Consider the following 15,066-nt stretch of genomic DNA (forward strand, 5'->3'; position numbering starts at 1 on the left):
TCAGCCCACCACCGTCAGCGACACCCCGTCGCCGAGGCGGTAGGGATTCGTCGCCAGCAGTGCGCCGAGGACGCGCCGCATCCGGGAGATCTCGGCGCGCACGGTCACCTGGTGCTCGCCGTCGCCGTAGATCCGGTGGCTCAGCTGGCCCGCCGACACTCCGGCCGGCCCGGCCGCCGCGACGGCGGCCAGCAGCTCCGCGTGACGGGGCGTGAGGGCCACCCGCCAGGGTGCGTCGCCCCCGCGCACCTCGAGCGTCGCGGGCGCGCCGCCGCGGTCGAGGACGGCGTCCAGGACGTGCGCGGACGACGAGGGGCGGATCAGCCAGCCACCGCGCAGTCGCTCGGGCAGGCAGAGCCCGAGCCCGGGGACGGCGAGCGCGCGATCCGGCTGCGGCGCCTCGACCCGGTCGCGCACGGCCACGCCCTGGTGCGCCGCCACCCAGCCGTGGTCGTCGACCACGAGCAGCGGGCCGTTGGCGCCGGACAGCAGCGGCTCCGCCGTCCGTCGCAGCTGCTCGAGCCGCTCCTCGTGGTGGCGCCACAGGCGCGCCTCCGCCAGCCGTACGGACGCGGTGACGAGCGCCTCGATCGCCGGGTGGAGCGTGAGTGCGGGGCCGCTGACGTCGACGATGCCGAGCAGCGAGCCGTCGATGGGGTCGTGGATCGGGGAGGCGGTGCAGTACCAGGGGACCTGAGCGTTCTCGAAGTGCTCGGCGGAGAAGAGCTGCACCGGCGCGGACTCCGCGAGCGCGGTGCCGATGGCGTTCGTGCCGACGCTCGCCTCGGTCCAGGTCGCGCCGTCGGTGAAGCCGAGCCCGTCGGCCTGGCGCTTCACCCGCGGCGACCCGCTGCGCCACAGTACGACGCCCTCGGCGTCGGCGACCACGACGAGGTAGTTCGACGCGTCGGCGGCGCTGAGCAGCAGCTCGCGGATCTCGTCGATGACCAGCGAGAGCCGCGACGTACGCCGCCTCTCCTCGACGTCGGAGGGCGGCAGCGGGTCGCGGCCGTTGCGGCCGTCCGGGTCGATCCCGAGGCTCAGCACCCGCGTCCAGGACCGGGCCACCACCGCCCGTGGCCGCGCGGGCGGCGAGGAGCCGGAGAGCACCGCGTCGTGGATCCGGACCAGGTCGCGGGCCCGCATCGCGAGGTCGTGCGTGGCCATGGCTCCACAGTAGGCGGGCCCGTGTGACCGGGGCCACATGCAACAACGTGCAACGCTTCCGGCCCGCTCGGCGGGCGCAGTCTCCTTCTCGGCATGACCCAGCTCGACGACCGGCCCGTCACGACGGCCGACACCGACCACCTCGACGCTCCGTCCGACCCCGCCACGGCGTGGTTCGCGGCCTTCGAGGACGCCCTGACCGCCCGCGACGTCGCCCGCGCCGCGGGCCTGTTCGCCTCGACCAGCTTCTGGCGCGACCTCGTCGCGTTCTCCTGGAACCTCACCACGGTGGAGAACCCCGAGGGTGTCGCCGACCTCCTCACCGACACCCTGGACCGGGTGGACCCGCGCGGCTTCCGGCTCACCGAGCCGGCGACGACCGCGGACGGCGTGACCACCGCCTGGTTCGAGTTCGAGACCGCGGTCGGTCGCGGCCGCGGCCTGGTGCGCCTCGTCGACCCCGGCGACGGAGCCGGCCCGAGGGCGTGGACCTTCCTCACCACTCTCTACGAGCTCAAGGGCCATGAGGAGCCCCGGGGCGTGCGACGGCCGATGGGGGCCGAGCACGGTGCCAGGAAGGACCGGGTGACCTGGCTCGAGCGGCGCCAGGCCGAGGAGGCGTCGCTCGGCGTCGACACCCAGCCCTACGTGCTCGTCGTCGGCGGGGGCCAGGGCGGCATCGCCCTCGGCGCGCGGCTGCGGCAGCTCGACGTACCGGCGCTGGTCGTCGACAAGCACCCGCGCCCGGGCGACCAGTGGCGCAACCGCTACAAGTCGCTGTGCCTGCACGACCCGGTCTGGTACGACCACCTGCCCTATCTCAAGTTCCCGGACAACTGGCCGGTCTTCGCGCCCAAGGACAAGGTCGGCGACTGGCTGGAGTTCTACACCCGCGTGATGGAGGTGCCCTACTGGTCGAACACCGTCGCGACCAAGGCGTCGTACGACGAGGACGCGGGGGAGTGGACCGTCCACCTCGAGCGCGAGGGCCGGCCGCTCGTGCTCAAGCCCACGCACCTGGTGATGGCGACCGGCATGTCGGGCAAGCCGAACGTCCCCGACCTCCCCGGCAGGGACGTCTTCCAGGGAGAGCAGCACCACTCCTCGCAGCACCCCGGACCCGACGCGTACGCCGGCAAGCGGTGCGTCGTCATCGGGAGCAACAACTCGGCCTTCGACATCTGCGGTGCGCTGTGGGAGCACGGGGCCGACGTGACGATGGTGCAGCGCTCCTCGACGCACATCGTCAAGAGCGACACCCTGATGGACATCGGGCTCGGCGACCTGTACTCCGAGCGGGCCCTCGAGGCCGGCATGACGACGGAGAAGGCCGACCTGGTCTTCGCGTCGCTGCCCTACAAGATCATGCACGAGTTCCAGATCCCGCTCTACGAGCAGATGCGCGAGCGCGACAAGGACTTCTACGAGCGGATGGAGGCGGCCGGCTTCGACCTCGACTGGGGCGACGACGGGTCCGGGCTGTTCATGAAGTACCTGCGCCGCGGCTCGGGCTACTACATCGACGTCGGCGCCGCCGAGCTGGTGGCGAACGGCGAGGTCAAGCTCGCCAAGGGCCAGGTCGACCGGCTGACCGAGACGTCGGTCGTGCTCGCCGACGGCACCGAGCTCCCCGCCGACCTCGTCGTCTACGCCACCGGCTACGGCTCGATGAACGGCTGGGCCGCGGACCTGATCAGTCAGGAGGTCGCGGACAAGGTGGGCAAGGTGTGGGGCCTGGGCTCGGACACCACGAAGGACCCGGGACCGTGGGAGGGCGAGCAGCGCAACATGTGGAAGCCGACCCAGCAGGAGAACCTCTGGTTCCACGGCGGCAACCTGCACCAGTCGCGCCACTACTCGCTCTACCTGGCCCTGCAGCTCAAGGCGCGCCATGTCGGCATCGACACCCCCGTGCACCGGCTGCAGGAGGTGCACCACCTCGGCTGAGGCGTGCTGGAGCGTCGGGGGAGGTCCCGATGTGAACCGCGTCGCGCGATGCGTTAGAGTCTCCGACCGCGGATCCTTCGGGTCCGTCCCGGGCGATTGGCGCAGTGGTAGCGCGCTTCGTTCACACCGAAGAGGTCACTGGTTCGAACCCAGTATCGCCCACCGCAGCACACAGCCCCCGGCCCACAGCGGGCCGGGGGCTGCGTCGTGTCGAGGATCGCTCCGGTCGCTCAGCCGGGTGTCGCGGCCGTGCCGCGGTACAGATATCCCCAGGGCCGGCTGACCGCCGGTCCGGGCAGGTACGCCGTGCGCAGGGTGTCGATCACGAGGCCGGCGCTCTCGAGGAGCGCGGGCACGTCCCGGCTGAGATGGCAGCCGCCGGCCACGCGGCGCTCGACCGGGTCGAGGCGGTGCTGCCAGCGCGCCACCCGCGGGTCGGGGGACAGGCCGTGCTCGAGGAAGGCCAGCGTGCCGCCGGGGCGCACGAGACGACGCACCTCTCGCAGAGCCCGTGCCGGGTCGGGGATGGTGCACAGCGAGAAGGTGATGAGGGCCTGGTCGAAGCCATGGTCCTCGGCCGCGATGTCCTGCCCGTCCAGCCCGATCCGCGTCACCGCCACCAACGCGCCCGCCCGCCGGCGCGCCGAGAGCTCCCAGCCGCGGTCGGACGGCTCCACCGCGGCGACCTCGGTGACGCCGGCGGGGTAGTGGCCGATGTTGAGGCCGGACCCGAAGCCCACCTCGAGCACCCGTCCGGCAAGGCCGGCACAGGCCGCCGCGCGCTCCTCGTGGACCGGCGCAGTGGACAGTGCCCGGTCGACCAGTACGGGCACGACGCGCTCTTCCCAGAACCGCATGCGCCGAGCGTACGGCGCGCGCGGCTCACGCCTCGGCGGCGGCGTCCTTCTCCGTCGTGGCGCCCTCGGTGCTCAGCCGGCCGCCGGTGTCCTCCAGGTGCGCCCGGATGAACCAGTGGAAGAGCTCGAGCTGCTCGGTCTGGGAGATGAACATGTCCTGGGTGACCAGGTCGAGCTCGTCGAGCTCCTTGATGCCCTCGCGGTAGGTGGAGATCACGCCCTGGTAGACGACGTCCAGGGCCGCCAGGTGCTGCTGGGTCGTGGCGCGGCCGATGTCGTAGTCGTCCCAGGCGCGGCGCGCGACGAGGCCGCCGGCCGTGCCCTGGGGGGCGCCGCCGAGGGTCGCGATCCGCTCGGCGAGGTCGTCGGCGAAGCCGCGCACGGTGTCGACCTGTGGGTCGAGCATCTCGTGCACCGCGATGAAGTGCGGGCCGACGACGTTCCAGTGCACGTGCTTGAGGGTCAGGTGCAGGTCCGTGCAGGCGTCGAGCCGGCTCTGGAGCAGCTCGACGACGCGCTGCGCGGTGGCCTCGTCGAGGCCGGGGGTCGTGAAGTGCAGGGTCTGGTTGCGTGCCATGGTCCTCCGGTACTCGGTCGCGGCGGGTTCAGACGGTCGGCGCGGTGGGCTCGCCGAACTGCCGCGCGACCGGCCGCCCCCGCTCGGTACGATCGACACCCGGCGCTGCGACCGGCCGCGCCGTCACCCACGAACCACTCCGAGGGAGCTCTTCCGTGTCCGACATCAAGGTCGCCGTCCTCACCCCCGATGCGCGGGGGGAGTCGACGGTCACGGAGGGCACCAAGGCCTGGGAGCTGTTCCGCGACGACGCCGACGTCATCGCGGCCCGGGTCGGCGGGGAGCTGAAGGACCTCTCCTACGAGCTCGCCGACGGCGACGAGGTCGAGGGTGTGCTGATCGGCAGCCCCGACGGTCTCGACATCCTCCGGCACTCGACCGCGCACGTGCTCGCGCAGGCGGTCCAGCAGCTCTTCCCCGAGGCCAAGCTCGGCATCGGCCCGCCGATCCAGGACGGCTTCTACTACGACTTCGACGTCGAGACGCCGTTCGTGCCCGAGGACCTCGCCAGGCTCGAGACCGCGATGCGCAAGATCATCAAGGAGAACCAGCGCTTCGAGCGCCGGGTCACCACCGACGAGGACGCGCTGGTCGAGCTGGCCGACGAGCCCTACAAGGTCGAGCTGATCGGGCTGAAGGGCTCGGCCGCCGACGCCGCGGAGGGCGCGAGCGCGGAGGTGGGCGGTGGCGAGCTCACCATCTACGACAACATCAACCGCAACGGCGAGGTCGCGTGGAAGGACCTGTGCCGTGGCCCGCACCTGCCGACCACCAAGCGGATCCCCGCGTTCAAGCTGATGCGCAGTGCGGCGGCGTACTGGCGCGGCGACGAGAAGAACAAGCAGCTGCAGCGCATCTACGGCACCGCCTGGCCGAGCAAGGAGGCGCTCGAGGAGCATCTCCACCGCCTCGAGGAGGCCGAGCGTCGCGACCACCGCAAGCTCGGTCGCGAGCTCGACCTGTTCAGCTTCCCCGACGAGATCGGCTCGGGCCTGCCGGTGTTCCATCCCAAGGGCGGCGTGATCAAGCGGGAGATGGAGGACTACGTCCGCCAGCGCCACATCGAGGAGGGCTTCTCGTACGTCGGCACCCCGCACATCACCAAGGACGGGCTGTTCCACACCTCGGGCCACCTGCCCTACTACGCCGACACCATGTTCCCGCCGATGGAGTTCGAGGGCGCGAACTACCAGCTGAAGGCGATGAACTGCCCGATGCACAACCTGATCTTCAGCAGCCGGGGGCGCTCCTACCGCGAGCTGCCGCTGCGGCTGTTCGAGTTCGGGAGCGTCTACCGCTACGAGAAGTCCGGCGTCATCCACGGCCTGACCCGGGTCCGCGGCTTCGCGCAGGACGACTCGCACTCCTACTGCACCCCCGAGCAGGCGCCGGCCGAGGTCAAGCACCTCCTGGGCTTCATGCTCGGCGTGCTCAAGGACTTCGGACTCGACGACTTCTACCTCGAGCTGTCCACCCGCGACGACTCCAAGCCCGAGAAGTTCGTGGGCTCCGACGAGGACTGGGCGACCGCGACGAGGGTGCTGGAGGAGGTCGCCGCGGAGACCGGGCTCGAGCTCGTGCCCGACCCCGGCGGCGCCGCGTTCTACGGCCCGAAGATCTCCGTCCAGGCCAAGGACGCCATCGGGCGCACCTGGCAGATGGGAACGGTCCAGTACGACTTCAACCAGCCGGCGCGCTTCGGGCTCGAGTACACCTCACCGGACGGGTCCAAGCAGCAGCCGGTGATGATCCACTCGGCGAAGTTCGGCTCGATCGAGCGCTTCCTCGGTGTCCTCGTCGAGCACTACGCCGGCGCCTTCCCTCCGTGGCTGGCCCCGGTCCAGGTGCAGGGCATCCCGATCGCCGAGCGCCATGTGGACTACCTCTACGAGGTGGCCGCCGAGCTGCGCAAGCACGGCATCCGGGTCGAGGTGGACGAGTCGGACGACCGGATGCAGAAGAAGATCCGCAACGCGCAGCTGCAGAAGGTGCCGTTCATGGTGATCGCCGGCGACCAGGACGTCGAGGCGGGTGCCGTCAGCTTCCGCTACCGCGACGGCCGTCAGGACAACGGCGTTCCGATCGCCGAGGCGGTCCAGCGCGTCGTCGCGGCCGTGGCCGCCCGCGAGCAGGTCTAGCCATCGGCGGCGGCGGGCGCCGGGCGCGCCTGGCGTGTGCCCTCGCCGCGCTCGCGGCCGTCCTCGCCGGATGCGGCGACGGCAGCTCGCCGTCGGGTGCGCCACCCCGGCCGCCGGCCAGCACGCCGCCCACCAGCGCCCCCGCCACCGACGGGGTGCCGGCCGGCGACGCGGGCGACCCGGGGGCCGACGCCAGCGACCTGGCCAAGCTGGCGGAGGAGGCGGCGCGCGAGAGCGGCCGGCCGACGAGCGACATCGCGCGGCGCGACGGTGAGGTGCTGGGTGCCGACGTGAGCTGGCCGCAGTGCCCGCCGGGGACCGGCATCCCCGAGAAGCAGGGCCTGGGCATGCCCATGCCGCTGCCCGAGGCCGAGTACGTCGTCCTGGGGCTGACCAACGGCCCCGGCTTCACGCCCAACCCCTGCCTGTCCGACCAGGTGCAGTGGGCCAAGGACAACGACGTGCTGGTCGCCGTCTACGCCGTGTCGAGCTATCCGAGCAAGGCGCTCCTGGAGGAGTACGGCGCCGACGGGCCGTACGACGCGAGCGACCGGCTCGGCCGGCTGCGCAACGTCGGCTACCAGCAGGCGCGCTTCAACATCGGCACCATGGGCCAGGTCGGCCTGGTGAGCCCCATCGTGTGGATCGACATCGAGCCGGTCCCCCTGTTCGAGTGGAGCAGCGACCTGCGGGCCAACGCGGCCGTCATCGAGGGGGTGGCCCGCGGCTACACCGACGCCGGCTTCCGGATCGGGGTGTACTCCACACCGAGCCTCTACCGCCGGGTCGTCGGCGACCTGAGCCTGGGCGGCGTGCCGGAGTGGCGGGCGGCCGGCCAGACCTCCCGTGCCGAGGCGCTGCGCCGGTGCGGTCCGGACTGGTCGATCCAGGGCGGCATGGCTGTCATGGGACAGTGGGTGGAGCAGCAGCGCGACCAGAACCTGACCTGCCCGGGGATCGCGGCCGACCTCGGACGCTGGTTCCACCGGTTCTCCTAGCCGGCCGCGCGCTCCGAAGCGGACGTGAGAGGGTTTGCCAATGACCTCGGAAGGTGTGGACGCGGAGCCCCTCGACGGGCGCCGCCGGCGCTGGCAGGAGCACAACCAGGTGCGCCGGCAGGTGATCATCGACGCCGCCATCGCCGTCCTGGAGCGCCAGGCGCCGGGCGAGGAGTTCCAGGTGCAGGCCGTGGCCGACGAGGCGCGGATGAGCCGCACCGTCATCTACCGTCATTTCGAGGACCGCTCCGACCTCGACCGGGCCGTGCAGCGCGCGATCTGCGAGCAGGTCGGGAACGAGCTGCTCCCCGCACTGTCGTACGACGGCACGCCGGACCAGATCATCCACCGCATCGTCGGCAGCTTCGTGCGCTGGGCCGAGGCCCACCCCACGCTGTACTGGTTCGCCGAGCGCGACCTCGCCGGCTGGGGCCCGAGCCCGCTGAGCCAGGCGGTCGAGCAGGTCGCGGAGAGCATCGAGGGGATCATGGCGATCGTCGTCGCCGCCCTCGGCGTCGAGCTGAGCGAGGACGACCGCGCCGCGCTCGACCCCTGGGTGTTCGGGATGATCGGCGCCGTCTTCGCCGCCGTCCGTCGCTGGCTGGAGCGCGACGTGCGCGAGCCGGGCATCGAGACCTGCATCAGCATCCTGTCGGAGTCGATCTGGCTGCAGATCAACGGCATGGCGCTGTCGCGAGGCCTCAACCTGCCGGACCTCCCGGTCTCGGACCTGCTCCAGGCGCTCGGGCCGACCGACGTGCAGGACAAGGCGTGACGGGCGGTCCCGACGGCCTGGAGCGGCTCTGGACGCCGCACCGGATGGCCTACGTGCGCGGCGACGGCCCGGACGAGCAGCCGGCGCACGCCGACCCGCGTCCGGCCTGCCCGTTCTGCCGGATCACGCCGGACCCCGCCACCTCCACCGACGACGAGCTCGTGGTCGTCCGGGGCCGCACGGCCTATGTCGTGCTCAACCTCTACCCGTACAACCCCGGGCATCTGATGGTCCTGCCCTACCGCCACGTCGCCGACTACCTCGACCTCGACGACGAGGAGACCGACGAGGTGACGGCCTTGACCAAGGCGGCGCTGCGCACCATCCGGGCGGTGTCCCAGCCGCACGCCTTCAACATCGGCCTCAACCTCGGCGGCGCCGCCGGCGGCTCGCTCTCCGGGCACCTGCACCAGCACGTCGTACCCCGGTGGTCGGGCGACGCGAACTTCATGACCGTCATCGGCGGCACCAAGACCCTGCCGCAGCTGCTGGGTGAGACCCGGGACCTGCTCGCGACCGCCTGGCAGATGGCGCCGGCGACCTGACGATCGAGTAGGTTCTCGCCCCGTGTTGGATCGCTTCAAGGAGTTCTGGGCCGGGACCGTGCTGCACCCCGTGGTGCGGCTGTTCATCCGGCTGGGCATCAGCCCGGACGCGGTGACCCTCGTCGGCACCCTCGGCGTCAGTGCCGGCGCCCTGGTCTTCTTCCCGCAGGGGGAGCTCCTGGTCGGCGTCCTGGTCATCACGGCGTTCGTCTTCAGCGACCTGATCGACGGCCGGATGGCCCGCGAGACCGGCCGGGTCTCGCCGTTCGGCGCGTTCTGGGACTCCACGCTGGACCGGATCGGCGACGGCGCCATCTTCGGAGGGCTCGCCCTCTACTTCGCCGGCACCGGCGCCGGCCAGGGCGACAGCTATCTCTACCTGTGCGTGACCCTGTGGTGCCTGGTGATGGGCTCGGTCACCTCCTACGCCCGGGCCCGCGCCGAGTCGCTCGGGATGGACGCCAAGGGCGGCATCGCCGAGCGGGCCGACCGGCTGGTCGCGATCCTGGTCATGACCGGGCTCGGCGACCTCCTCGACCTGCCGATCCTCATGCACGCGACCCTGTGGGCGCTGGCCTTCGCGAGCACCTACACCGTGGCCTTCCGGGTGCTGAAGGTACGCCGCCAGGCGGTCGCCCTCGAGCTCCGTGACGGGGGTCCGTCCGCGGGGGAGCCCCCGGCGTAGTGACGCCGCTCGCGGCCGTAGAATCGCAGCCATGAGCGAGCAGCAGGAGCACGGCACCACCCGGGTCAAGCGCGGCATGGCCGAGATGCTCAAGGGCGGCGTGATCATGGATGTGGTCACCCCCGAGCAGGCCAAGATCGCCGAGGACGCCGGCGCGGTCGCCGTGATGGCGCTGGAGCGGGTCCCCGCGGACATCCGCGCCCAGGGCGGGGTGTCGCGGATGAGCGACCCCGACATGATCGACGGCATCATCGAGGCCGTCTCGATCCCGGTGATGGCCAAGGCCCGGATCGGCCACTTCGCCGAGGCGCAGGTCCTGCAGTCGCTCGGCGTCGACTACATCGACGAGTCCGAGGTCCTCACCCCGGCCGACTACGCCAACCACATCGACAAGTGGGCCTTCACCGTCCCCTTCGTGTGCGGTGCGACCAACCTCGGCGAGGCGCTGCGCCGGATCACCGAGGGTGCCGCGATGATCCGCTCCAAGGGCGAGGCTGGCACGGGCGACGTGTCCAACGCGGTGACCCACATGCGCACCATCCGCGCCGAGATCCGGCGGCTCGGCTCGCTGGCCGACGACGAGCTGTACGTCGCCGCGAAGGAGCTGCAGGCGCCCTACGACCTGGTCGTCGAGGTCGCCCGCACCGGCAAGCTGCCGGTGGTGCTGTTCACGGCGGGCGGCATCGCCACTCCCGCCGACGCGGCGATGATGATGCAGCTCGGCGCCGAGGGCGTGTTCGTCGGCTCGGGCATCTTCAAGTCCGGCAACCCCGCGCAGCGGGCCGAGGCCATCGTGAAGGCCACGACCTTCTTCGACGACCCCGACGTGGTGGCCAAGGTCTCGCGCGGCCTGGGCGAGGCGATGGTCGGCATCAACGTCGAGGAGCTGCCCCAGCCGCACCGCCTCGCCGAGCGCGGCTGGTGAGTCGGGGCGGACGCCGTCCGCCCCTGAGACGACACCCGAGGGTGTGAGGGCACGTGGGTGCCGTCACACCCTCGGTAAAATTACGGGCCTTTGGTCCCGATTCCGCTCCGCGGGCCTGTCGATGCGTGGTCCCCTTCGTTGTGGATCGCGGGGCGCTCCCTGCGCCGCGACCACGACCGACCTGACCTGGGGACAACAGGGCATGGGGGACTGGAGCACAGATGAAGAAGACGACGAAGGGCGCGCTCGCGGCGGGAACCGCGACCGTCCTGCTCATGGGTGGTGCGGGCACCCTGGCGTACTGGAACGACAGCGAGGACATCGCCGGCACGGGCATCACCGCCGGGCACCTCAAGCTGGACCTCGTCGAGTGCGGGGACTGGCTCCTCGACGGCGAGGCGACCGCCTTCGACCCGGTCGCGGACCGCCTCGTGCCGGGCGACAGCCTGACCCGCGAGTGCGAGTACACCGTCGACGCGGCGGGCAACCACCTCTCCGCGACCTTCGCCACCGAGGCGATCACCGAGGGCGGCAACGTCACGGGCACCGCGGCGCTCCTCGACGAGATCGACGTGACCGGTGCGTACGCCGTCAACGGCGGCGCGCCCGGCGACGGGCAGACCCCGGTCGCGGTCGCCGACAACGACACGATCACCGCGACGATCACGGTCGACTGGCCGTACATGAGCGCCGAGGACGAGGGTGGCGTGGACGGGCTCGACAACGACACCAACGTCGTCCCCGACGGCTCCGTCGCCGCGACCCTCGCCGCCCTGACCGTGACCATCACCCAGGACCACACTCCCTGATCGGTGACGGCGCGCTGACCGGCGTGCGCAGGGTTCTCGGCGGGATCGGGAGCATCCTCGCCTGGCTGGTGATCATCGGAGCGGTGCTCGTCCTGGCCGCCGCGGTCGTCGTACCGCGGCTGGCCGGGGGGACACCCTTCACGGTCCTGACCGGGTCGATGCAACCGGGGCTCCCGCCCGGGACGCTCGTGGTGGTCCGGCCCGTCGACGCCGACGAGATCCGGGTGGGTGACGTGATCACCTACCAGCTCGCGTCGGGCAGGTCGACGGTGGTGACCCACCGGGTGGTGTCGATCGGCACCCGTCTCGACGGGACGCCGGTCTTCACCACCCAGGGCGACGCGAACGACACCGCCGACGAGGAGGTGGTCCGGCCGGTCCAGGTCCGCGGTCGGCTCTGGTACTCGGTTCCGCTCCTCGGCCATGTGAACAGCGTGATCGACGGCGAGCAGCGCACGGCGGCCGTCGCGGTGGTCTCGACCGCACTGGTCGGCTACGCGGCCTTCATGTTCGTCGGGGCGATCCGGGACCGGCGCCGCGGCCGCGGGGCCACCCCCGGACCGGAGGCCGCGACCGACAGCACACGAGGGACAGAACTGAACACAGCGGAGCCGGACGCCCTGGAGCGGGCGGCGGCGGGACCGGGCCGGCGGATCGCGCTGGTGGCCGGACTCGTGGTCCTCTCCACGCTGCTGCTCCTGACCTGGCGCCGGCTCCGGCGCTGAGCCACCACCACACACGACCACCCGCCTCCCACCACCAACCAACACGACCCACCTGAGGAAGCCCACATGATCCGCCGCATCGCCTCGCTCGTGGCCGCAGCCCTGATGGCTGTCGGCGCCGCGGCCGCGCCGGCCCACGCGGAGGACGAGATCGGGCTGAGCCGCGACGGGGTCGCCTGGGCCCCCGAGCTGACGACCCCGCTGTTCGACCCCGCCTTCCGGTGGATCCCCGGGGACGTGGAGGAGCGCACCTTCTGGGTCCGCAACGAGGGACCGTCGGCGGGCGAGCTCAGCGTGGACGTGCTGGCCACGGACACCCAGGCGCTGCTGGCCTCGCCCGACTTCCTGCTCGAGGCCCGGCTCGGCGCGGGCCCCTGGGTCGAGGTCCTGGGCGGTACGACGCGGGTCCAGCCCCCCGTCCTCGACCTCCCCACGGACGCGGCCACCACGATCACCGTGCGCGGGACCTTCCGCCCGGAGACCACCGCCCACATGGACGAGATCGCGCCCTTCGTGGTCCGGGTGAGCATGGCCGAGGCCGGTGACATCGCCGGTGTGGAGGACGACGATGGCGACGCGGGGGCGGGCGCCCTGCCCGACACGGGAAGCGCGTTCGGGACGGGGCTGCTCTGGCTCGCGGCCGGGCTGGTCGGCGCCGGGATCGCGCTCGCCCGTCCACGCCGAGCCCGGCCCCGCCAGGAGGTGCACCATGGCTAGGACGACGTCCCGTCATCGTGCGCCGCGCGGCCGGTGGTTCGGCCGCGGACGCACCCGGGCCCTGCTCTCCGCGGGCCTCCTCATCGGCACCGGAGCCGTCGCGACCTCGGCGTACTGGACCGACGGCGAGGAGGTCACCGGCACCGCCCTGACCGCTGGCGCCCTTCACATCGACCTCGAGGCCAACGTCCGGCAGCGTCCCGAGACGATCGCCGGCTGGTCCGACCTGAGCCTGGCCAACCTGCCCGACGGCGGCAGCAGGGCCGCGGTGATGACCGTGCGCAACAACAGCCGCGGCGACGCCCCCCTGTCCTACCGGGTCCAGGCCGCCGCGACCGGCAGCCTCGGCGCCGCGCTGAAGGTCACCGTGCGGCGCGGTGGCACCGTCTCCTCCGGCACGTGCACCGGCGGCGTCCTCGTCGGCGCGAGCGGGGCCACGCTCCCGGGCTTCGACCAGGCCGTGGACCTCCACCTCGCGCCCACCCAGTCGCACGACGTCTGCATCCAGGTCACCCTGCCGTCGGGATCGAACATCGCGCCGAGCGCCATCTCCACCGTGACCTTCACCTTCCCCGCGAAGCAGGAGCCCTCGTGATGGCCGGTACGGTGCGGATCGCGCGCGAGGTGCTCCTGTGGACCGGGGGAGTGCTCGGGTCGCTGTGCCTGCTCTCGCTCCTGGCGGGCTGGGCGCTGAACGTCACGCCGCTGGTCTTCTCGTCGGGCTCGATGAGCCCCGCGTACGACGCGGGTGCGCTCGGCATCGCCCGCGAGGTCCCGGCATCCGAGCTCGCGGTGGGCGACGTCGTCAGCGTCGTCGACGCGCGGGGGGACCGGGTCACCCACCGGGTCGTCGGCGTCGCCACGGAGGGCGATGCCGCCGTCCTCTCGCTGCGGGGCGACGCCAACGACGTCGCCGACGCGCAGGCGTACCGCGTCACCACCGCGGACCGGGTCGTGGCGGGCGTTCCCTACGCCGGCTACGCGCTCAACGCGGCCGCCAGCCCGGCGGGGCTGACCGTGACCGTCCTCCTCGTCGCCGGGGTCCTGCTGGTCGGCTTCGGCCGCGGCCACCGGCTCGTGCCCGTCGGTCTGGCGTCCACGGTGGCCCTCGGCGTCGGCCTCGGCGCGAGCGGCGTGGCGCCGTGGGCGTTCACGTCGGCGTACTGGACCGACAGCGCGAGCGCGACCGTCGCGGCGTCGACGCCCGCCGCCGTCAGCCACCAGCAGCCCACCTGCACCTCCAGCGAGACCAACCCGCGCCAGCAGGCGGACCTCGCGTGGCCGGCCCTCGGCCTGCAGTACGAGTACTACTGGGAGCTGTACCGCAACGGTGTCGCCGCGCCGATCGCGTCGGGCACGATCGCGCCGGCGAGCCCGCCGACCGTCATCCACCTGACCTTCGGCATCGTCTCGGGCGGCGGCCAGAACGACAACTACACGGCCGTCGTGCAGACCCGGCTCGCGAGCAACCACTCCAACGTCGGGCCGGCGACGACGACGCCGCTGCACTCGGGTCCGCGGCCCAACGGGCCGAACTGGTGGATGTACTGCGGCGCCAAGTAGGGGCCAGGTAGGGGCCTCGATAGCCTTCGGGCGTGCCCGCCCCCGCCGTCGGCGTCTTCGCCCTGCAAGGTGACGTCCGCGAACATCTGCAGACCCTGACCGCCCTCGGTGCCGACGCCTTCGCGGTACGCCGGCCGGCCGAGCTCGAGCGGTGCGACGGCCTGGTGCTGCCCGGCGGGGAGTCGACGACCATGGCCAAGCTGGCCCGGACCTTCGAGCTGCTCGAGCCGCTGCGGGCGCGGGTGCGCGCCGGCATGCCGGCCTTCGGCACCTGCGCCGGCATGATCCTGCTCGCCGACCGGATCGAGGGCGGGACGGCCGACCAGGAGACGATCGGCGGTCTCGACGTGACCGTGCGGCGCAACGCCTTCGGCCGCCAGGTGGACTCCTTCGAGGCCGACCTGCCCTTCGCCGGCCTCGCCGAGCCCGTGCACGCGGTGTTCATCCGCGCGCCGTGGGTCGAGCAGACCGGCCCGGACGTCGAGGTGCTCGCCGAGGCGCAGGGTCACCCGGTCGCCGTCCGCCAGGGACATCTGATGGCGACCTCCTTCCACCCGGAGGTGGAGGGCGACGGCCGGGTGCACCGGGTCTTCCTCGACCTCGTCGCAGGGTAGGCCGGATCGGGCGTTCAGCCGTCG

Annotated in this window: 16 protein-coding genes and 1 tRNA gene; 14 read left to right on the forward strand and 3 right to left on the reverse strand. The window is 72.3% G+C overall.

Annotated elements, in window-relative coordinates; all coding sequences use genetic code 11:
* Positions 1-1,167, reverse strand: coding sequence for a GAF domain-containing protein (locus tag ACJ5H2_RS09365; protein WP_408899297.1), 1,167 nt, complete (start codon positions 1,165-1,167; stop codon positions 1-3).
* A 93-nt stretch (positions 1,168-1,260) separates the two neighbouring features.
* On the opposite strand from ACJ5H2_RS09365, the gene ACJ5H2_RS09370 reads away from it, so the two are divergent.
* Entirely contained in the window at positions 1,261-3,114 is a 1,854-nt protein-coding gene (locus ACJ5H2_RS09370; RefSeq protein ID WP_408899298.1) for an NAD(P)-binding domain-containing protein, read from the forward strand.
* 90 nt (positions 3,115-3,204) lie between these two features.
* Positions 3,205-3,276: transfer RNA gene (locus tag ACJ5H2_RS09375), tRNA-Val, on the forward strand.
* A 68-nt stretch (positions 3,277-3,344) separates the two neighbouring features.
* Here the strand turns inward: ACJ5H2_RS09375 and ACJ5H2_RS09380 are convergent.
* Together ACJ5H2_RS09380 and ACJ5H2_RS09385 are read right to left on the reverse strand one after the other, a co-directional pair.
* Entirely contained in the window at positions 3,345-3,971 is a 627-nt protein-coding gene (locus tag ACJ5H2_RS09380) for a class I SAM-dependent methyltransferase (protein ID WP_408899299.1), read from the reverse strand.
* A gap of 25 nt (positions 3,972-3,996) precedes the next feature.
* Positions 3,997-4,548, reverse strand: coding sequence for a Dps family protein (locus tag ACJ5H2_RS09385; protein ID WP_408899300.1), 552 nt, complete (start codon positions 4,546-4,548; stop codon positions 3,997-3,999).
* A gap of 164 nt (positions 4,549-4,712) precedes the next feature.
* Here ACJ5H2_RS09385 and thrS point away from each other — a divergent pair, with 164 nt between their 5' ends.
* The 12 genes from thrS to pdxT all read left to right on the forward strand — a co-directional run bounded on the left by thrS (position 4,713) and on the right by pdxT (position 15,042).
* Positions 4,713-6,686, forward strand: coding sequence for a threonine--tRNA ligase (thrS, locus tag ACJ5H2_RS09390; protein WP_408899611.1), 1,974 nt, complete (start codon positions 4,713-4,715; stop codon positions 6,684-6,686).
* 155 nt (positions 6,687-6,841) lie between these two features.
* Positions 6,842-7,684 (forward strand): hypothetical protein, encoded by an 843-nt coding sequence (locus ACJ5H2_RS09395; RefSeq protein WP_408899301.1) that lies wholly within the window; start codon positions 6,842-6,844, stop codon positions 7,682-7,684.
* 40 nt (positions 7,685-7,724) lie between these two features.
* Positions 7,725-8,459 (forward strand): TetR/AcrR family transcriptional regulator, encoded by a 735-nt coding sequence (locus tag ACJ5H2_RS09400; RefSeq protein ID WP_408899302.1) that lies wholly within the window; start codon positions 7,725-7,727, stop codon positions 8,457-8,459.
* 44 nt (positions 8,460-8,503) lie between these two features.
* The gene (locus ACJ5H2_RS09405; protein WP_408899612.1) at positions 8,504-9,004 is read left to right on the forward strand and encodes an HIT family protein; all 501 of its coding nucleotides are present in this window, start codon (positions 8,504-8,506) and stop codon (positions 9,002-9,004) included.
* 22 nt (positions 9,005-9,026) lie between these two features.
* Positions 9,027-9,689, forward strand: a complete 663-nt coding sequence (gene pgsA, locus ACJ5H2_RS09410; RefSeq protein ID WP_408899303.1) for a phosphatidylinositol phosphate synthase — start codon at positions 9,027-9,029, stop codon at positions 9,687-9,689.
* Positions 9,690-9,720: 31 nt separating this feature from the next.
* Positions 9,721-10,614, forward strand: coding sequence for a pyridoxal 5'-phosphate synthase lyase subunit PdxS (pdxS, locus tag ACJ5H2_RS09415; protein WP_408899304.1), 894 nt, complete (start codon positions 9,721-9,723; stop codon positions 10,612-10,614).
* A gap of 221 nt (positions 10,615-10,835) precedes the next feature.
* On the forward strand, positions 10,836-11,423 hold the full coding sequence (locus tag ACJ5H2_RS09420) for an alternate-type signal peptide domain-containing protein (protein WP_408899305.1): 588 nt from the start codon (positions 10,836-10,838) through the stop codon (positions 11,421-11,423).
* A gap of 23 nt (positions 11,424-11,446) precedes the next feature.
* Positions 11,447-12,148 (forward strand): signal peptidase I, encoded by a 702-nt coding sequence (locus ACJ5H2_RS09425; RefSeq protein WP_408899306.1) that lies wholly within the window; start codon positions 11,447-11,449, stop codon positions 12,146-12,148.
* Positions 12,149-12,214: 66 nt separating this feature from the next.
* Positions 12,215-12,865: a hypothetical protein gene (locus ACJ5H2_RS09430; RefSeq protein WP_408899307.1), complete on the forward strand. Its 651-nt coding sequence runs from the start codon at positions 12,215-12,217 to the stop codon at positions 12,863-12,865.
* Positions 12,858-13,460, forward strand: a complete 603-nt coding sequence (locus ACJ5H2_RS09435) for a hypothetical protein (RefSeq protein ID WP_408899308.1) — start codon at positions 12,858-12,860, stop codon at positions 13,458-13,460. Before ACJ5H2_RS09430 ends, ACJ5H2_RS09435 begins: the two co-directional genes overlap by 8 nt.
* Positions 13,460-14,428 (forward strand): signal peptidase I, encoded by a 969-nt coding sequence (locus tag ACJ5H2_RS09440; RefSeq protein ID WP_408899309.1) that lies wholly within the window; start codon positions 13,460-13,462, stop codon positions 14,426-14,428. The genes ACJ5H2_RS09435 and ACJ5H2_RS09440 overlap by 1 nt, the downstream gene beginning before the upstream one ends.
* A 32-nt stretch (positions 14,429-14,460) precedes the next feature.
* Positions 14,461-15,042: a pyridoxal 5'-phosphate synthase glutaminase subunit PdxT gene (gene pdxT, locus ACJ5H2_RS09445; protein WP_408899310.1), complete on the forward strand. Its 582-nt coding sequence runs from the start codon at positions 14,461-14,463 to the stop codon at positions 15,040-15,042.
* Positions 15,043-15,066: the final 24 nt, after the last annotated feature.

Source organism: Nocardioides pymetrozini, from assembly GCF_046058985.1.
Taxonomy (GTDB): Bacteria; Actinomycetota; Actinomycetes; order Propionibacteriales; family Nocardioidaceae; genus Nocardioides.